Below are 18,289 nucleotides of genomic sequence, written 5' to 3'. Positions count from 1 at the left end.
TAATTTTTCACGCTTGTCGAGAGTCCTTCTCAAGACATAAAAAGCAAGCTATACTCATTGCTACCGCTATGGATCACAAACCCATGGATCTTCTTCATCCTTCAGACGAACTGCTGGTCTCAGCTCAGGCCGAGGCGCTGCCCGTTAGAAAACAACAAAAATCTCAGTCCATTTTTCAGCTGTTCTTTTTTGGTGCTTGCATTATAGGGGTAGGAGGTTTCCTGTTATTTGCCGGCATCGCCAAAAGCACTAACTACGAGGACGGCGCCCCGCTCTCCATCTTTGACACACTCGCCCGTCTCGTCCGGTCCGGTGAAAAGGCTATTTCAGGTGAAACCGAAGACCGCGTAAATATCCTACTTCTAGGCATTGGCGGAGCTGGACATGACGGCGCAGAGCTTACTGATACTATGATTTTTGGGAGTTACCGGCCAAGCACCAAGGAGCTGGGACTCATCTCCATTCCCCGAGACCTCACGGTCTTTGTACCTGGCCAGGGCTACCGCAAAATCAACGCCGTCAACGCACTCGCAGAACAAGAGAAATCCGGCACTGGTCGGGATGCGTCCGCCAAAATAGTCAGCGGCATCTTAGGACAGCCAGCTCCCTACAGTGTCAAAATCGACTTTCACGGTTTCGCCGATGTAATTGACGCCTTGGGCGGAGTAGATGTTTATGTGGACCGAAGCTTTACGGACAGCACCTATCCCGTTGACGATGACTTGGGCAGTGTGAAGACCGTGGCTTTCGTAAAAGGCTGGACGCACATGGATGGCGCTCTCGCTTTGGAATACGCGCGCTCCCGCCACGGCGGCAGCGGAGAGGGTACGGACTTCGCTCGAGCAGCTCGGCAACAAAAGATTCTCCTAGCACTCAAAGAACGCGCGCTCAGCATGGACGTCATCTTGAATCCCACTAAACTCTCACGGATCATGGCCATCATCCAGAAAAATGTTCAAACGAACATGAGCGCTTTTGAGATGATTAAATTTGCCAAATATATCCCGGACATTTCAACCGAGAGAATCTCTCTCCACGTGCTTGACGCCACCGGCGGCTTGCTCTATGAGACAAACATCAACGGCGCATACGTACTATTGCCGTACGAGGAAGACTGGAGCGATTTAAAATCGCTCGCCACAAATATCTACGCGCATGACATTCCCGGTACTCGAACGCCTCTCCCTTCCCCAGGTCAAGCCCCCACAGAGTCATTAACTATTGAGATTCAAAACGGAACACTGACCACCGGACTGGGCGGAGACACCGCTCAGCTCCTGCAATCCTCAGGCTTCACCGTTTCGCTAGTTACCAACGCTGAAAAGCGTGACACGGCCAAAACTACCATCTACGATTTCACTGACGGCACTAAAGGCGCGGAATTATCCGCCCTGAAGAGCTATTTAAAAGCTGCCGTGGTCATGACCAAACTTGGTTCCATGAAAACCCATGATGTCATCCCGGATGCCGTCATGGAAAAGACAGCCCTCGAAGCGATAAAAAAAAGCGCGAGTCCAATTGACTTTCTGGTGGTCTTAGGGCAGGATTCGACGTCACTCTCCTTCAGATAACCCCACAAGTATGGTCAAACCACCGAAAGTCGCTCTAATTGGGCGAACGAACGTTGGCAAATCTTCTCTTTTTAACAAACTCGTTGAAGAAGAAAAGTCTCTAGTTTCGGATGTTGCTGGCACCACCCGCGACCGTTTTGAAGCACCCTGCCTGTGGCGCGGACACGTAGTTACAGTGGTCGACACTGGTGGACTCGATGTGAACAAAGCGGATGAAATCGAAAAGAACGTCATCGATCAATCGCGGGAAGCAATGAAGCAAGCCGATGTCATTCTACTGGTTGTTGATCTTACAATTGGCTGTACAGCAGACGATCTAACCATCGCCAAAGAACTCGTAGCAGGAAAAAAGCCGGTCATCGTAGTGGGCAACAAGGCAGACTCAGCGGCCATTCGCGCCAAGCCAAATTCTGAAGAGTGGGCCAACTGGCCACTCAATAAACCATTAGCCATTTCTGCCAAACAAGGAACAGGCGTAGGCGATCTCCTAGACGAAATCTACGTGGCGCTTGAGAAGACCGGCAAGGCTCCAGCCGAAATCACAGAGGTTCTACCCATGCGCGTCGCCGTTCTTGGCGAACCAAACGTCGGCAAATCCACTCTCTTAAATGCTATTCTCGGAGAGAAAAGATTCATCGCCGCAGACCTCCCGCACACCACCCGCGAACCAAACGATGCAACAGTTGAGTTCGACGGAAAAACTTACATTTTTATTGATACCGCCGGCATTCGCAAGCATGCCGCCATGGTCCGATCCGGCACTAAGCTCGAGGCACAGGGGGTAGAAAAGACGCTGGATATTCTCCGCCGTATTGAAGTTGCGCTGTTTGTTATTGACGTAACCCGAGGGATTACCGGACAAGACAAACATCTAGCGGGCGTACTCGCGGAATCGGGCGTCTCTACGGTCATCGTGGTAAACAAGTGGGATCTCTACGAGAACAAGGGAACAAACTCTGTTAATGATTTCGAAGCTCAAGTCCGCGGTTGGCTGCCCCAGCTCAAGTACGCCCCCATTCTCTTTACTTCAGCCTTAACTGGCCAGCGAGCCAAGAAGGTTTTTCCGATGATTGACGGTGTCTTCAAGAGCCGCTTCACAGAACTATCCGATGACGAAGCTAAAAAGTTCATGTCTCAAGCAATTTCACGCCACCGCCCAGTAAAGGGCAAGGGAGTCAAACATCCAAAGATTGAAAAATTTGTTCAGGTGGGCGTAAACCCGCCGCGTTTTGTGCTGTCCGTGAACCTTTCAAGAAAAGACTCGCTAGCCGATTCCTATATTCGTTTCCTAGAGAATGTCATGCGTGAGCACTACGAGTTCACTGGCACACCCATCAGAATCCGCATTGATGCGGGTCGTAAGTCACACACCACCTACTAGATGGTAGAATGGCGCAAAGTATGACGTTCATCATTGTCGGCCTTGGCAATCCTGGTGACGAGTTCGAACGGACACGGCATAATGCCGGGTTTCTCGTGATCGAGGCCTTAGCCAAGAAACTCGACGCTTCTTTTAAGGACATGGACGCATTTCAAGCCGAAGTTGCTGAAGGACGAATCGGCGAACACAAAGTCATTATCGCTAAACCCTGGACGTTCATGAATGCGTCCGGCAGATCCGCAAGTGCCCTCGCTCATTTCTACAAAGTAAAACCCGAGCAAGTAATTCTGGTATCAGATGACGTCGCACTGCCACTTGGCACCCTGCGTGTCAGAACGGGGGGCTCCGCTGGAGGACATAATGGACTAAAGTCCGTGATTGAACAGTTCAAGACCGACGCATTTCCGCGAGTAAAAATTGGCGTTGATCCGCAGCCAGCAAACGTTCCGCTAGACGCCTGGGTTCTTTCAAAATTTTCAAAAGACGAAATGAAGCTGCTCGCGCCAGTGATCTCACTGGCAGTCGATGAATTGATCGACGCCGTAGAGGCCGGTATCTCCCCCCGAACCAGCAAGCTATGACGGATCCGTTTCTGGTCGCTCTCGCCAACTGTCCGGTCTTTGGCTCGCGAACACTTGAAAAACTCTTCGCCAAATTTGGGACAGCGCAAGCTATCTGGGCAGCGCCCGAACACGAATTTCTTGAGCTCGGCATCCCCGAATCCCGTCTGGCGGGATTTTTTACGTTCCGCCAAGCCGCCCGCCCCGACGTATACGTCAAAAGCATGGAACAACACGGTATCAGACTCATCACCAAAGATGATACCGAATATCCTGCACTTCTCAAAACGATCTATGACCCACCGTTCGCACTGTTTATACAGGGCGAGTTAATGAGAGAACAATGCGTCTCTATTGTCGGCTCCAGAAATCTCAGCGAATACGGAAAGAAAACCGCCAGAACTTTTGCGTACGGACTGGCCGCACACGGTGTGTCGATTGTCTCTGGGCTAGCGCTAGGAATTGACACCATTGCACATAAGGGTGCAATCGAAGCAAAAGGACATACTACGGCCGTCCTCGGCGGCGGGCTCCTCGCACATAACAGCATGGACAAGGAAAATATCGCCGAAAAAATTATCGAAACTGGAGGCACGCTCGTCACGGAGTACGGTCTTCACTCGCCATTCCTCAGGTTTCACTTTCCCATGCGGAATAGAATTATTGCGGGCATGAGCAGAATCACGCTCGTTGTGGAAGCCGGTCTTCCGTCTGGTTCGCTCCTCACCGCTCACGCAGCGATTAACGCTGGACGAGAAGTTTTTGCAGTACCGGGGCCGATTGATTCCCTCACCTCGGCCGGAACAAACAATCTCATCAAAGATGGAGCGTTCGTAGCTACGAGCCCCGACGATCTCCTCTTAGCCTTTGGAATAGCTACGCCGCGAAAAACAGATGGCGCGCCTGCGCCACAGCCCGTCGCACTCAAGAAACCTCTACCTGAACTTATTCCCTTTCATAGGAGTATTTGCGCTTATCTCGAACATAGCTCGCTCTTTGCCGATGAACTATGTCTCAAAACAGGCTCGACAGCTTCTGACATGTCGCGCGCGCTCCTCGAACTCGAGCTCATGGGTGTTGTGCGCAGTCTCGGGGGTACACGATATGAGCGCGTGTAATTCGCCTGCGGGTGATATCCAAAATAAAATGGAGTCGGGTTACCTCCTAACATTTTATTTTGGATATCACCCTTCGGCTTAGGATCCCATTCGGCGGTGCACCCGTTTCCGGAAAAATTGTTAGGAGGTAATCCGACTCCAATTTTTACGGAAACGGGTGCACCGCCGAAAAAGGTAACCCGACTCAAATTTCGGGAGGGAATGTGCGGATCCCCCGACCACAGCTTGACGATGAGGTATCATTCGGGCTATCAATTTTGCTTCTATGCCGCCACTCCTTATTGTAGAGTCACCCACCAAAGCCAAAACCATTAACAAGTTTCTTGGCTCAAGTTACACGGTTATTTCCTCCTACGGGCACATCCGTGACCTCCCAGAACGGAAAATGGGGGTTGATATTGAACATGATTTTGCGCCTACCTACATCGTCCCTGATGATAAAAAAGATAAGGTGAAGGCGCTCAAGGATGCAGCCAAAAAAGCCACAGAGGTCTACCTCGCAACCGACGAAGACCGCGAAGGGGAAGCTATTGCCTGGCACATTGCTGAAGTATTGGATCTAGATGAAAAGACCGCGAAGCGCATTACGTTCCATGAAATCACCAAGAGCGCTATTGAACACGCCCTCAAAACCTCCCGCACACTGGATATGAACCTAGTGGACGCCCAGCAGGCGCGCCGCATTTTGGATCGTCTAGTAGGCTACGAGTTGTCTCCCCTCCTGTGGAAAAAAGTGCGCCGAGGCCTCTCCGCTGGTCGCGTACAATCCGTCGCTGTTCGGCTAGTGGTTGAACGTGAACGCGAGCGCCTCGCCTTTAAACAAGACGAGTACTGGTCTATTGAAGGGCTGTTCGAAAAAGCTGGCACCGAATTCCCTGCCAAGCTTCATGCTATCGGAGACAAGAAACTCGATAAACTCGACATTAAAAATGAGAAGGATGCGCAAGCAATTGTTGACGCGGTAAAAGATGCAAACTTTTCGATTATTTCGGTTGAAGAAAAAGATGCAAGCAAGAAACCGCCTACTCCGCTCACGACCTCGACGCTCCAACAGGAAGCGTACAACCGACTCGGAATGAGTGCCAAGCAGACCATGACGCTCGCCCAAAAGCTGTATGAAACTGGTTTCATCACCTACATGCGTACAGACTCATTGAACCTGAGCACGCAGTTCCTAGATGGTGCACAGGCGTACATTAAAAAGTCATTCGGCACAGAGTACGCCAAGGGTTCCGTAGCGTACCACACGTCTAAGAAGGGCGCTCAGGAAGCCCACGAAGCTATCAGGCCTACAAACGCTGACGCCTCCCCTGATGACGCCAAGGCGACGCTGGATCCCGGCATGGCTAAACTTTACGACCTCATTTGGCGTCGTACGCTCGCTTCTCAGATGCCAGCTGCCAAAATTCGTCGTACAGCTATTGACCTTGAAGGCAATAGCCACACCTTCCGCACCACTGGCTCAACGGTTGTTTTTGACGGCTACATGAAAGTTTGGCAGGCCTCTGAAGATAAACTCTTGCCAAGCATGATGAAGGGCGATGACATTGGCCAAGCAAAAGAAATAAAACCAGAACAGCATTTCACTGAACCACCGGCCAGATATTCAGACGCCACCCTTATTAAGGCACTCGAGGAACACGGAATTGGTCGGCCTTCAACCTACGCGCCGACTCTTTCGACTATCGAGGCGCGCGAGTACGTCCTGCGCGACGACAATAAAAAATTATTCCCGTCAGACATCGCCATGATAGTTATCGACCTTCTCGTCGAACACTTCCCACAAATTGTCGACCTGGAATTCACCGCCAAGATGGAAAAGCAATTCGACGATATCGCTGACGGCCAGGAGTCATGGGTTAAAGCCATCGGCGATTTCTACACGCCCTTTCACGAACGCATCGAGGAAAAGACCAAGGATCTCTCCCGCTCAGATGTCATGAAAGAACGTTCACTCGGTATTGATCCCAAAACAGGGCTGGAAGTTATTGCCAGAAACGGCCGTTTCGGTCCCTTCGTCCAGTTAGGACCAGTGACGGATGAAATCAAACCCAAACGCGCCTCGCTTGAAAAACATCAAGCACTGGAAACTATCACTCTTGCTGATGCGCTGCACCTTCTTGTCCTCCCCCGCACGCTCGGCGCACATCCAAACGGCTATGAGATTGTAGCGAACACCGGACGTTTTGGCCCCTATCTAAAGTGCGGCGAAATGAACATCTCCATGCCGGAAGGGACGGATCCGAAAACGATCACCCTTGAGCAGGCTATAGAACTTTGCACGACCGGCGTCGAGAAAAAAATCAAACAGATGACGCCTCTCGCTGACCTTGGCGAAGACCCGGAAACGAAGGGAAAAATACTTGTAAAAGATGGTCGCTTCGGTCCCTACGTAACTGACGGCAAGACAAACGTCACAATCAAAAAAGATGTTGACCCCGCCACAGTCACCCGCGAAATGGCCATTGAAATGCTGATCAAAAAGCGTAAAGCGCCCAAACGCAAATTTACCCGCAAACCCAAAGAAACAACCGAGGCTTAAGGCCTCGGTTGTGCTTTTGTAAATGCCTTCAAGGCTTTACCAGAAATTTCCTCGTGCGTCTTGGCGTCTAAAAACTCCACATGCCAACCGTCCGATCTCATCACCGGAAGTACTAGCAAATTCCCTACGGCTTGATCATTCAGCCATGTACGTAAGAGCCCGTCATTCTTCACCATCGTAAGAGCGAGTTTTCTGGCATTAAGATCAAACGCCAACTGGTCGTGTACATAGCCAAACTGTTTTGGGTTCTCGGCAATCACACGGATCAAAGCCTGCGTTATACCATCGCCCTTCCTAACCGTGCCCGCCGCCAGTTGCCCCGCAGAATATTCAGATATTTCCGCTTCAGCCAAGGGAACGCTCACGGTCCCGTGCTCGCCAAGCGTTTCTGCACCAGACCACAGCGCCTCATGAGCGGAAAGCTCCTGCAGCACGTGAACGTCATCGCGAGCTTCAGAAGCCTCAAGCGCGTCGTCAATCCGCACGCGAAGCTCGTCCTGCGTTAAGGTGTCCACCGTCGGCATTACTTCCCATAATTCGCGGGTAGCATATGCAAAACCAGCAGCACCGAGCGCTTTCCCAATGGTCTTCAGACCTGCGTATGCCTTCTGTCTCGTACTGCCTCCGTTCCACGTCTTAGCAGTTTCCGCAAACTGATCTGCGATGAATTTCCTAATGCGCTCGCGAGCCGTTGCGTCCGTCGCACCATCTCTCGCAACAGTTTTAAATCGAGCGATAAGTGCCTCACCGTCATATGCTGGCGCGCGGAGCAAATGCTCACCCAAAATAAGTGTCGTATTGCTCGTCATTTCCTCGCGTGGCTTAGTCAAAAGCTCAGCAGAAACCTTGAGTTGTTCACGCTCCGCACGCGTACGATCATCCTGCGGAGTAATGGTTGCCCGCATGATGTCCCCCAGAATTTTTCCCTTCTCTTTGGGCGTACCATAACGCGACGCACTGACGCGCTCTGCTAGTCTGCGAACTCCTTCCTTATACGAGTCATACCCCTGTTCATCCGGACTCTTCGTTCCACCTTCCGCAACAGCCCGCAGCATCAGTTCCAACTGCTCAGTTTCTTTTTTGGACAACAAAGACGCGGGCATGTGTTTCACGAGCTCCGGATCCAAATATGCACCGCCAAACGTCACCGCAGTCCTCGCGAGGGCCGCAGTCATCTTAGCGGTTTCACCGAATGTCTCAATCTCCTTGAGTTCAGCCTTCTCCGCGCCCTCACGCTTCCCACGATTCCATAAATATGCAAAACCATGGCGCAACCGCTCACCAAAACCCTCTGTTTTCTTCCCTAGCCTCTCCTCAGACGGAAGAACGATCTGGGCGATGTCTGGTTTCTCCGGAAGTGTCACGCCAGTACGAAGTAAATGCTCTGGCACCATCCCCGGCAATATCCTCTTTCGGTTTCCTTGGCGCGTTTTTCGTGGAAGCTTTCTTAGCTTAGTCTCCCGCGCTGGTGCAACTTCCAAAATATTTTCTAACCGGTGCTGATCAAGAATAATTTTTCTAGCCAGCATGTCAGCCCGCTCAATCAAAGACTTCGTTAACGCCCGTTCCGTCTCAGCCGCGTACGTCAAATGAGCGCCGCCGAGCGCATTCACCACGCCATCCAGCATCTTTTTTATTTTTGTTTTTGATGGAGCATCGGCATTAAGCAGCTGATCAACGGTAACCAGCATGTTAGCCAGATAATCTAGCTTGGCCCGATATGCCGAATCGGCCTGTTCAAGTTCCTTAGATCTAGGCCGTTCAACATCTTGCCCCACGACCGGCTCGCCTTGTCCAACAATCTCGCTAAACGTGATTCGGCTAAGTCGTTCTTCTAACTTTTTATCTCCCTTGATCCGCTTGGCCAGCGCCTTCTTCTGCTCCCGCAAATGAGCGTAATCAGCTGGTTCATGCCGGTGAGCCTGCAAAATCCGCGCCCTACGCTCAAGTCCATAAAGCTCGCCCTCCAGGGATGGTTCAGTTTCTTTTTCATTATCCGTCTCTCGAGCCAAAGCTTCCTGCTTCCGAGCTAAGGTATTTAGATCTCGCCGATGAATCACCTCTGTCACTTCTAATACATCCGGTTCGCCGGGTTCCGTCTCACGATTGGAACCGCGCCATACGGGTTCCCTGCCGATATTCGACATCTTCTTAACCATACTATTTAACAGCTCCCTCAAGAGCATCAACTTCCTTCTCTAGTACGCCGAGTGCTTTATTTGCATCTGCCAAGATATGTGCATGCGCAAACTGGCGCTTCAATTCCTCAGCTTTCATAGCCAAAATAATATCTTCGGCTTCATCAAAAATCTGACGCTCCATGTGAGAAAGCAGCATATCTCTGAATTTTCCGATCTGTTCCACAGTCATAAAAGGCACAAGTTCAGCCCAAGCGCTCTTTTCCGAAGGAGGAAGCGGGGAATCCAAAAGAAGCTGCGCCAGTTCTTCACCGGTGGCGCGAGCGTCATGTGCTATTTTCTGCATGGAATCCTTCCCTGATCCGTGTCCCATCATACCGCGCTATTGTACCGCAGTTTCCGTCCCCACCGCTTCCCCTTTACGGGATAACAAGGGCGAGTTATGTTTGAAATATGCCTGAACTAGAATTTTCAACTTTACGTGCAGCGCTTGATGACCGGTACTCCGAAGAGGATGTCCGGTTAGTTGAACGCGCGTTTGATTTTGCCAAGATGGCCCATACGGGACAGGCTCGTCACACTGGCGAACCATACTTTGCGCACTGTGCAAACGTCGGCACAAAACTCGCAAACCTGAAACTGCCAAGCGAAGTCATTGCCGCAGGTCTCTTGCACGACGTTCCGGAAGACACAGAAAAAACGCTGGACGACATTGAAGTGGAATTCGGCGCAGACATCCGGAGCATGGTGGGCGCCATTACGAAACTCGGAAAAGTAAAATATAGAGGCGAGGAACGTTACGCGGAAAACCTCCGAAAAATGTTCGTGGCTATGGCGGAAGACGTCCGCGTAATCTTTATCAAGTTTGCGGACCGCTTGCATAACCTGGAAACGCTTTACGCCCTACCAGAAGCCAAGCGTCAGCGTATAGCCAAAGAAGTTCTAGAAATCTACGCGCCTATTGCTAACCGCCTTGGCATGGGTGAATACCGCGGAGAATTTGAGGACTACGCTTTTAAATATCTAGAGCCAAAAGAGTACAGCTGGACGCAGCATCTTCTGGAAGAGCGGGTAAAAAAATTCGGACCGGCGCTAGATCGCGCGTTGCACGATGTTGACGTAGAGCTCAAAAAACATGGAATCACGGGTGCTGACGTCCATGGCCGCGTCAAACACGCGTACTCGCTGCACCGTAAGCTGGACCGTTACAAACAGGACATTGGTAAAGTCTATGACATCGTGGCTTTACGAGTAATCGTGAAGGACATTCCGGAATGTTACGCCGTGCTCGGCATTCTTCACGGCATGTACACGCCGCTGCCTGGACGCATTAAGGATTACATCGCCCAACCTAAGCCAAACGGCTATCAGTCGTTGCACACCACGGTATTCGACAACGAGGGCTCGATCCTTGAGTTTCAGATTCGCACCCGCCAGATGCACGAAGAAAACGAATACGGTGTGGCCGCACACTGGAAGTACAAGTCCGGCGACGATCAAAAAGCCCGCCAAGTCCGCTGGATGGAAGAGCTGGCCGTTATTCAAAAAGAACTTTCTGCGAGCGATTTCATGAAGCACTTGAACGAGCTCAAGCTCGACATGTTCCGTGATCGCATTTTCGTCTTTACTCCCCGTGGTGACGTGCTCGATCTTCCTGAGGAATCGACACCGGTCGACCTCGCCTACTCGGTACACTCCGAAATCGGCAACAAAGCGGTTCAGGCTCGCATCAACGGCGAAATCGCATCGCTCTCAACTCCCCTCAAATCCGGCGACCTCTGCGAAATCATCACGGATAAGAATCGAAAATTTCCGAACGAGGATTGGTTGAAATTTGTAAAAACCCGCCACGCCCGCGACAAAATAAAAGACGCCCTCAAGGACTCCAAGACGGGCATCATTTCGAGTCTTATTAAAAAGTATAGGGGTTAAATAAAAAGAAGAACCGCACCGCGAAGGCCGGTGAGGCTCTTCGGGTGCGGTCAGTTACCGCTACAGAGGATCGTAGTCGTCGAGATCTTGAAAGTCCCAGCAGTCATCAACCATCGTGCCGTACCGCTTGAAATCCCGTTCGATTTGGACGTCTTCGAGGACCCGCTTTCCGGCTTCGGTGTCAATGAACATGGTCCACGAGTCCACGATCTCCCAGATGTAGTCCGAGTCACCGTCCTTGAGCGGTTCGTAGCGTGCCTTGCCCACGAGGACCTCAATGGTACCGCCCGGCGACGTACAGTAGAACGCACCGCATGTCTCGCTGTTCTCACAACGGAACCCATTCGAATCAGTGAATCCGATGAGCTCAGCGTTCGAGTAGTGGCGACGGTTCTCCGGCTGGTTGATGAGCAGGTCCACAGGTACGAGACTCCCGCCACACCAAATGCAGTTCTTCATGATGCCTCCAAAAGGATGTGAAATTTGCTATCAGAAAACCCTTCTAGTATAGCAGAAAAATGGCCTTTTGTCAATGGAATAATACGAAAATTAAGCTAATACTAGATAAAAAAGTTAAAAAGATTGAAAAGGTGAAAAAGTATCGAGGCTAATAGAAAAACCGCACCTCCCTTGCGGCTCTTCGTAAAGAGTTGCAAGTGATGCGGTTATCGAGTGGATCCGACGATGACGCCGAGTACGGTAGGCACGATCAGGATTGCGAACATGTAGCAGAAGTGAATATGGGACCCCGGAAGCAGCCACCCGATCTCCTTCATCGCCGATCCCCACGTTCGACCCGTCGCAAGCGGCGACAGAGTACAGATCGTCGTCATTGAGGCGCTGAGCAGTACGGTAAGCCCGAGGGCGAGCGGCATCACTTCAACAACGTTATGAAACATTGGCTTCTCCCGATAGATGAATGTTGGAGTTACTCTGACAAGAAATTATAGCAGAAAAATGGGCTTTTGTCAATGATTTAATACAAAAAAGAGGCCAATATTAGCCTCTTTCTTTACAACTTTATAACTTTACAACTCTAGTCTTTCGCTAATCTCTCAACTAAGCTCTTCAAATCCTCTTTCGCGTAAAAATAGATAGAAATCTTGCCCCCGCTGTTCTGCATGTCGATAGTAACCTTTGTGCCGAACTTTTCGCGGAGTTCCATTTCTAGGGCGCCGATATTGGGGTCTTTGGCGTAGCGGGCGCGGTTACGGGCCGAACCGGCACGAGCCTCCACCTCGCGAACGGTGACGCCGCCTTTCAAGAGGTCCTGAAAAATAGCCTGGCGGCGGCTGAGAACGGGCTCGGCCATGAGGGTGCGAGCGTGGCTTTTCATGATGCGACCATCGATGAGCGCCTGAAGCATCTCTTCGTCGAGCTCAAGCAATCGTAAGGCGTTAGCCACAGCCGGACGGCTCTTGCCGACGCGCTTAGCTACGTCTTCCTGACGGAGATCGAACTCCTCAATCAAAGCGCGATACGCTTGTGCTTCTTCAACGGGGTTCAAGTCTGAGCGCTGAATGTTTTCGATCAAGGCGAGCTCGAGCTTCTTCCGGTCATCCTCCATGGGCCTGATGACCACTGGAATCTTATCGAGTCCAAGACCGCGTGAGGCGCGCAGACGGCGTTCACCGGCAATGAGCTCGTACTTGCCAGGGGAAATTTCAGAGACGATGAGTGGCTGTAGAATGCCGTGCTCTTTAATGCTCTCTTCAAGCTCTGCGAGTTCCTCTTGAGCAAAATGCCGGCGTGGCTGGCGGGGATTCTCGACGATATCCTTCGGTGAAACCTGCTTGATACGCAAATCACCCTCGGCCACTACATCGATCGGTTCCGGTGTGAAGTCGGCGGGAGCTGGAGCACTCGGTGCTTGAACAGGGACGCTCATTGGCGACAGTAGTGATCCAAGTCCCCTGCCCAAACCTCCTTTGGCTTTGTTCATATGGTAAATGCGGGGTTTGAAACCCCGCTTTGTCTAACTAGTCGGTTTTTTCACGTTCCAGGAACTCACGAGCCAATCGCTCATACGCTTTAGCTGCTTTACTCAGCGGATCGTAGTGGATGATGGACTTACCGTAACTTGGCGCCTCGGCGAGTCTGATGCTGCGGGGAATGACCGAGCGGAAGATCTTTCCGGGGAAATGCTTGTAAAGCTCCTGCAAAACCTGATTTGCCAGGTTCGTCCGCGGGTCAAACATGGTAATCACTGCCCCCATGACGGCAAGTTCCGGCTTAATGTTTGTTTTTACGAGCTCGACGGTTTGTAAAAGTTGGCCAAGTCCTTCAAGAGCATAATACTCCGCCTGCACAGGAACAAGCACGCTATCGCTCGCCACAAGACCGTTAATGGTCAGGAGCCCGAGGGACGGCGGGTTATCCACAAGAATGTAGTCGTAGTCATCCTTCAGAGGCGCGATCGCATTCTGGAGTTTTCGCTCGCGATTAAATTCGTTCACAAGCTCAACCTGACTGCCGGCGAGGTCGGGATTTCCTGGCAAGAGGAATAGTCGATCATGGGCAGTGGGGATAATCACATCCCGAATCTGCTTTTCGCCGGAGAGCACCTCATAGGTACCCGAAAGTTCAGACGGTTGGAAGCCGAGTCCGCTCGTGGCATTGCCCTGGGGGTCGAGGTCGACCAATAACACCCGTTTGCCAAAGTCAGCCAAAAAAGCCGCCAAGTTCATGCTCGTGGTGGTCTTCCCTACCCCTCCTTTTTGATTCACAACTGATACTACATGGACCATAGTCGGGGATATTCTAACATACTTTGCCTTTTTACTAAGTTCTGCTACCATGTGCCCCATCTGTGCCACGGTGGCGGAATGGTATACGCGACGGACTCAAAATCCGTTTCTCGTAAGGGATTGAGGGTTCGAGTCCCTCCCGTGGTACCACAGATATTCAATTTTGGCCGGGTAGCTCAGTCGGTTAGAGCGAAGGACTCATAAGCCTTAGGTCGTGGGTTCGATTCCCACCCCGGCCACCAAAGTTGCATTTTTAAATACATTCTGCTATCATTTTGTCGCGGGATAGAGCAGCCAGGCAGCTCGTCGGGCTCATAACCCGGAGGTCGCTGGTTCAAATCCAGCTCCCGCAACCAAAAAAGATTCGTCCTTGGACGAATCTTTTTTGTTCTGAACGAGCCCCGCCAAGGGCGAGTCAAAAAAACCTCCGCGCCCTTCACATTTTCTCTAAATTGTGCTATTCTCCGTGGCGAATATGACCCTTACGACACACGTAGCAATTGGCGCAGGAATTGGCGTTTTAGCGGGCGAACCGGCCCTCGGCTTTGTGTTGGGCGCCATTTCCCATTTTCTCGTAGACATGATCCCTCATGGAGATACAGGGTTAGCAGATCGGTACTACAATAATCACGAGAAACTAGCTCCCGTAGCCTACGCCACTATAGACGGCGCTCTGTCCATCGTTTTATTGATGGTCTTTGTAGCCGTCAAGCCAGATAGCATCGCTAACACTCCATTTGCGGCAGCGGTGATCGGCAGTGTCCTCCCAGACCTCATGGTTGGGGTCGCTGACGTCATGAAGAAGAATCGTATTTTAAAATCCTACCGACAGTTCCACTTCTACTTCCACGATTATTTCTCCCGCAGCTATGGTGACGTGAAACTCCGCTACGCGCTAGTAGCACAAGCAGTCTTCGTTCTCTTGGTGGTCAAACTTATAGAACAGATTGCGTAAGAGTTACGCCAAGAGGGTCCCGATTCCGAGCGTCGCAGCCAGCACGATTGCCTGCCCAACAAGCACCCCTAAAAAAATCCCCACCGCGGCTCCGCGAAAGGGGATTTTTAGTACAACCGCCGCCGTGGTCGCAGTCCAAATACCCGTAAATGGAAAAGGGATGGCGAGAAAAAAGAACAAGGCCAGCGCGCCATATTTCTCATAACTGTTCTTAAGCTTATGCTCCGCGCGTAAAAGAAATGCGTCCAAAGGCCGCAGAAGCGGTGGACAAACTTTAGTGAGCGCTGCCCGAAGTAACTCCAATCCGAAGAAAAGCGGAAAAAATAAGAGGGCACTACCGCCAAGCGCTAGGGCGTAGGCCGCGGCCGGTGAAAAATAGAACCGCTCAACCGCATAAGGGATGGCCAACTGATACTCGGTAACCGGAACCATGGCTAGCACGATTATCTTGAGCCAAGCCGGAACCCCCGAAAGAACCGACAGGACAAAATGTGCTACGGCTTCGGCCATACAAAAGTTTTAAAGGCCCAGACGGCCAGGTTCTTAGCGTCCGTAAATCTGTCGTCAATCTTTTGCGCCCCTAGGACTACGATCACCACGCTATTGCCGTCATGTTCAATGACCGTCGCGAGACAGTAGCCAGCCTGCGGGATGTAGCCCGTTTTTCCCGCCATGACCTGGTAGGCACTGTTAGCGCCAGATCCAAGCAAAAGATTTGTACTCTCAATGTTCACGCTAAAACCGCTCGATTGAGTCGGAGTAAACGTAGGCGAAACCATAAACTTTCTAAGCACCTCGGAATGTTGGGCGGCTAATAGAAGTTGGCTCAAATCACGAGCAGTGGAAACATTCTCCGAAGAAATACCACTCGGGTCCACAAAAACTGACTGCGCCATACGAAGCTCGCGCGCTTTCTCATTCATTTTTTTTACAAAATCTTCATCCGTCATCCCGGAAAGTCGAGCGAGCGCATGCGCGGCGGTGTTATCAGAGCCCACGAGCGCAGTCCCAAGAACATCGCGAAGTTTCACCCCGTCATCAAACTTGAGGTATGTTCGGCCACCCCCAACATAGTCATCAGAAACTAGCTTCACCGTCGAGGCGAGATCTGGATGCGTATCAAGAAAAACTACGGCAGTCATTAGTTTGGTTATGCTACCCATCGGGCGAACATCGTCCGGCTTCTCTGCATACAGCGTTGCACCGCTCTTCGCATCAACCACAATAGAGCTATCAGCACTCGTCACCACGCCAAAACTGTTGCTCACTACCTTCTTTGGCGGCGGAGTTGTCCGTTCGGCAGCTGGGGACAGATGAGAATAACCGCTGGCTAGCAAGAAATGAGCGGCGTCAAGCGGAATAGGCGCGGCCGACACCTGGTTCTCAAGCAAAGAAGCATCTACTGGTGCCACCGAAAATAAACTGGCCGCAAAAATAAGTTGAGCTAAAGCGCGAGCGATCATACGGTGTCCGTCATACTCGCCGTCAAAGACGCGAGCAGTTTATCAATCTTCGCGTTCGCATGCAGCTCGCCATACTCCGGAAGCTCAGCCACGTCGTGCAGGCCCAAGTACCGCATCGCGTCCGGTGACAGCGAATACACCTGCTGGCCTTTGAGCGAATCGTCCTTCTCTGTCACGAGCCCACGCATAAGCAGGTTGCGAAGAATGAGCGTGCAGTTCACGCCACGAATAGCCTCGATCTCCGGCTTCGTAATGGGACCGCGATACGCAATAATCGTCAGCGCTTCAAGTGACGGCCGGGTCAGCTCCCCCGCCTCATCTTTCACGAGCGCATTCGCCACATCGGCGCAAGACGGGTTTGTCACGAGCTGCCATTCGTCGCCCGTGCGTACAAGGTGAATACCGGATTCCTCCACATTCATCTTCTCTGCGAGCGTAATCAGATCAGCCTCAACATCACTCGCCTTCTGGTTCAAAGATTGCGAAATTGACCGCACAGAAAGCGGCTTGGTAGAAAGGAAAAGGAGCGCGGAAATCTTAGCCTGGGTCATACTTTAGATAGTTCAATCTCGCCAAAGGCACCTTTCTGATCCACCGTCACGATCTGCCGACGTAAAAGTTCCAGAAGCGCCAAGAAGCTTACCACGACCTCCATTTTACTCCTGGCTCCGCTCACAACCTCTGAAAATGAAACTTTAGCCCTCGCCTCAAGCGCGCCTTTCATCTCTTCGATTCGCTCCTCCACAGATTTGATGCGCTCCATCGACGTTTCTTGCAGTGCAAAGAATGGCTCGAGTCTCTTGATCACGTTCCGATAGGCGTCAAAGAGAATCGCGACATCAAGTGATGGCGGCGGCGAAAATACCGGCTCGGTCAGCTTCACTCTCACGAACGGCCGAGCCATCATCGTCGTCTTGCCGAATCGCTCCTCAAGTTTCTTCGAGGCCTCGACGAATTCTTTATAGACTCGGAGCTGTTCTTCCAGCTCATCAATTCCCTCTTCCGCATCGTCATCCCGCATCAAGTACGGCATCAGCTCACGACTCTTCAGATAAATGAGACGCGAGGCAATGAGAAGGAAATCGGCAAGTTCATCAATCGGCACCTTCTCCGTCTCCATCCGCTTCAGATACTCGTCCGTCACCTGGGCGAGTGAAACCTTCGAGATCGATAGTTCCTTACTTTCGATCAACTCCAACAAGAGCCCGAGTGGCCCCGTAAACGCCTCTTGCTGAACAGCGAATTCCATACCCCACATTCTACTAGAGAACCCGGGAGATTGACCATTGTCCAATTTTTGGGTAATCTTCGCCGTCCGTCTTACCAACCCTGGGAGCATCCATGGACACCGGTCTTACGCTTTGTATCATCTCCGCCATTGGCATCAGCCTGTGGCCTCTCCTCGCCCGCTACGCTGGCGTGAGCCAGGGGTGGGTCTCACTCTTGATCTTCATCCCGGCCGCCGTGGTGAGCCTCATTATCAATCGGGGAACTTTAAACGAGGTCCCGGATAAACGAAAGTTCGCCCTCATCTTCGTCTGCGCCGTGTTGGACATCATCGGACTCATTACGTTCACGATGCTCTTGGGAGGCAAGTACTCCTTCTCCGGCCTCATGAGTACGAACGTGATCCTCATCCTTGTTGTCACATCTCTCGGTGGCATTCTCATCCTGGGAGAGCCGCTCACGAAGGAGAAAATCATCGGCTACATCCTCGGCGCAGTCGCCGCCTGGCTTCTCACGAAGAACTCAGAAGGTTGATGCCCCTCGCCCTACACGCTCGAGCCTAGCTCGGGCGTTTAATTTTCACCCAAAAACAAAAGCCACATGTCGCGAGAAAATGTTAGGAGGTAATCCGACTCCATTTTCGAGCGATATGTGG

Annotated in this window: 17 protein-coding genes and 3 tRNA genes; 11 read left to right on the top strand and 9 right to left on the bottom strand. The window is 51.6% G+C overall.

The window, feature by feature from the left end; all coding sequences use genetic code 11:
- Positions 1 to 68 precede the first annotated feature (68 nt).
- The 5 genes from WC813_00725 to topA all read left to right on the top strand — a co-directional run bounded on the left by WC813_00725 (position 69) and on the right by topA (position 7,172).
- Positions 69 to 1,571: an LCP family protein gene (locus WC813_00725; GenBank protein ID MFA5946530.1), complete on the top strand. Its 1,503-nt coding sequence runs from the start codon at positions 69 to 71 to the stop codon at positions 1,569 to 1,571.
- A 10-nt stretch (positions 1,572 to 1,581) separates the two neighbouring features.
- Positions 1,582 to 2,952, top strand: a complete 1,371-nt coding sequence (der, locus tag WC813_00720; GenBank protein ID MFA5946529.1) for a ribosome biogenesis GTPase Der — start codon at positions 1,582 to 1,584, stop codon at positions 2,950 to 2,952.
- 20 nt (positions 2,953 to 2,972) lie between these two features.
- On the top strand, positions 2,973 to 3,533 hold the full coding sequence (pth, locus tag WC813_00715) for an aminoacyl-tRNA hydrolase (GenBank protein ID MFA5946528.1): 561 nt from the start codon (positions 2,973 to 2,975) through the stop codon (positions 3,531 to 3,533).
- Positions 3,530 to 4,630 carry a DNA-processing protein DprA gene (dprA, locus tag WC813_00710; GenBank protein MFA5946527.1) on the top strand — a complete coding sequence of 367 codons (1,101 nt, stop codon included), beginning with the start codon at positions 3,530 to 3,532 and terminating at the stop codon, positions 4,628 to 4,630. Before pth ends, dprA begins: the two co-directional genes overlap by 4 nt.
- A 265-nt stretch (positions 4,631 to 4,895) precedes the next feature.
- A complete protein-coding gene (gene topA / locus WC813_00705) occupies positions 4,896 to 7,172 on the top strand; it encodes a type I DNA topoisomerase (protein ID MFA5946526.1) in 2,277 nt (758 codons plus the stop codon).
- Here the strand turns inward: topA and WC813_00700 are convergent.
- Both WC813_00700 and WC813_00695 read right to left on the bottom strand, forming a co-directional pair.
- Entirely contained in the window at positions 7,169 to 9,331 is a 2,163-nt protein-coding gene (locus WC813_00700; GenBank protein ID MFA5946525.1) for a hypothetical protein, read from the bottom strand. The genes topA and WC813_00700 overlap by 4 nt on opposite strands.
- Position 9,332: 1 nt before the next feature.
- The gene (locus WC813_00695; protein MFA5946524.1) at positions 9,333 to 9,686 is read right to left on the bottom strand and encodes a hypothetical protein; all 354 of its coding nucleotides are present in this window, start codon (positions 9,684 to 9,686) and stop codon (positions 9,333 to 9,335) included.
- Positions 9,687 to 9,763: 77 nt separating this feature from the next.
- Between WC813_00695 and WC813_00690 the strand changes: the two genes are divergently transcribed.
- Positions 9,764 to 11,242 (top strand): RelA/SpoT family protein, encoded by a 1,479-nt coding sequence (locus WC813_00690; protein ID MFA5946523.1) that lies wholly within the window; start codon positions 9,764 to 9,766, stop codon positions 11,240 to 11,242.
- Between the two features lie 60 nt (positions 11,243 to 11,302).
- Here WC813_00690 and WC813_00685 read toward each other — a convergent pair whose 3' ends face one another.
- The 3 genes from WC813_00685 to WC813_00675 form a co-directional block, all read right to left on the bottom strand.
- Entirely contained in the window at positions 11,303 to 11,662 is a 360-nt protein-coding gene (locus WC813_00685) for a hypothetical protein (GenBank protein ID MFA5946522.1), read from the bottom strand.
- A gap of 616 nt (positions 11,663 to 12,278) precedes the next feature.
- Positions 12,279 to 13,184 (bottom strand): ParB/RepB/Spo0J family partition protein, encoded by a 906-nt coding sequence (locus WC813_00680; protein MFA5946521.1) that lies wholly within the window; start codon positions 13,182 to 13,184, stop codon positions 12,279 to 12,281.
- 37 nt (positions 13,185 to 13,221) lie between these two features.
- A complete protein-coding gene (locus WC813_00675; GenBank protein ID MFA5946520.1) occupies positions 13,222 to 13,989 on the bottom strand; it encodes a ParA family protein in 768 nt (255 codons plus the stop codon).
- A 64-nt stretch (positions 13,990 to 14,053) separates the two neighbouring features.
- Here WC813_00675 and WC813_00670 point away from each other — a divergent pair.
- From WC813_00670 to WC813_00655, 4 genes are all read left to right on the top strand, one after another.
- Positions 14,054 to 14,139: transfer RNA gene (locus WC813_00670), tRNA-Leu, on the top strand.
- A gap of 15 nt (positions 14,140 to 14,154) precedes the next feature.
- Positions 14,155 to 14,231, top strand: a tRNA-Met gene (locus WC813_00665).
- A 37-nt stretch (positions 14,232 to 14,268) separates the two neighbouring features.
- Positions 14,269 to 14,345, top strand: a tRNA-Met gene (locus WC813_00660).
- Between the two features lie 119 nt (positions 14,346 to 14,464).
- Positions 14,465 to 14,944: a hypothetical protein gene (locus WC813_00655; GenBank protein ID MFA5946519.1), complete on the top strand. Its 480-nt coding sequence runs from the start codon at positions 14,465 to 14,467 to the stop codon at positions 14,942 to 14,944.
- A 3-nt stretch (positions 14,945 to 14,947) separates the two neighbouring features.
- Here the strand turns inward: WC813_00655 and WC813_00650 are convergent, their stop codons facing one another.
- Genes WC813_00650 through WC813_00635 form a run of 4 tightly spaced genes read right to left on the bottom strand, consistent with a single transcriptional unit; the run spans position 14,948 to position 17,656 of the window.
- Positions 14,948 to 15,454 (bottom strand): small multi-drug export protein, encoded by a 507-nt coding sequence (locus WC813_00650; GenBank protein MFA5946518.1) that lies wholly within the window; start codon positions 15,452 to 15,454, stop codon positions 14,948 to 14,950.
- A complete protein-coding gene (locus tag WC813_00645; protein ID MFA5946517.1) occupies positions 15,439 to 16,407 on the bottom strand; it encodes a serine hydrolase in 969 nt (322 codons plus the stop codon). Before WC813_00645 ends, WC813_00650 begins: the two co-directional genes overlap by 16 nt.
- Positions 16,404 to 16,958 (bottom strand): SMC-Scp complex subunit ScpB, encoded by a 555-nt coding sequence (gene scpB / locus WC813_00640; GenBank protein ID MFA5946516.1) that lies wholly within the window; start codon positions 16,956 to 16,958, stop codon positions 16,404 to 16,406. Before scpB ends, WC813_00645 begins: the two co-directional genes overlap by 4 nt.
- Positions 16,955 to 17,656, bottom strand: coding sequence for a ScpA family protein (locus WC813_00635; GenBank protein ID MFA5946515.1), 702 nt, complete (start codon positions 17,654 to 17,656; stop codon positions 16,955 to 16,957). Before WC813_00635 ends, scpB begins: the two co-directional genes overlap by 4 nt.
- Before the next feature lie 92 nt (positions 17,657 to 17,748).
- On the opposite strand from WC813_00635, the gene WC813_00630 reads away from it, so the two are divergent.
- Complete coding sequence (locus WC813_00630; GenBank protein MFA5946514.1) at positions 17,749 to 18,168, top strand: hypothetical protein; 420 nt, start codon at positions 17,749 to 17,751, stop codon at positions 18,166 to 18,168.
- Positions 18,169 to 18,289: the final 121 nt, after the last annotated feature.

Source organism: Patescibacteria group bacterium (assembly GCA_041659765.1).
GTDB lineage: Bacteria > Patescibacteriota > Patescibacteriia > UBA9934 > UBA9934 > JAGORL01.
This window is presented reverse-complemented; position numbering and strand designations above follow the sequence as displayed.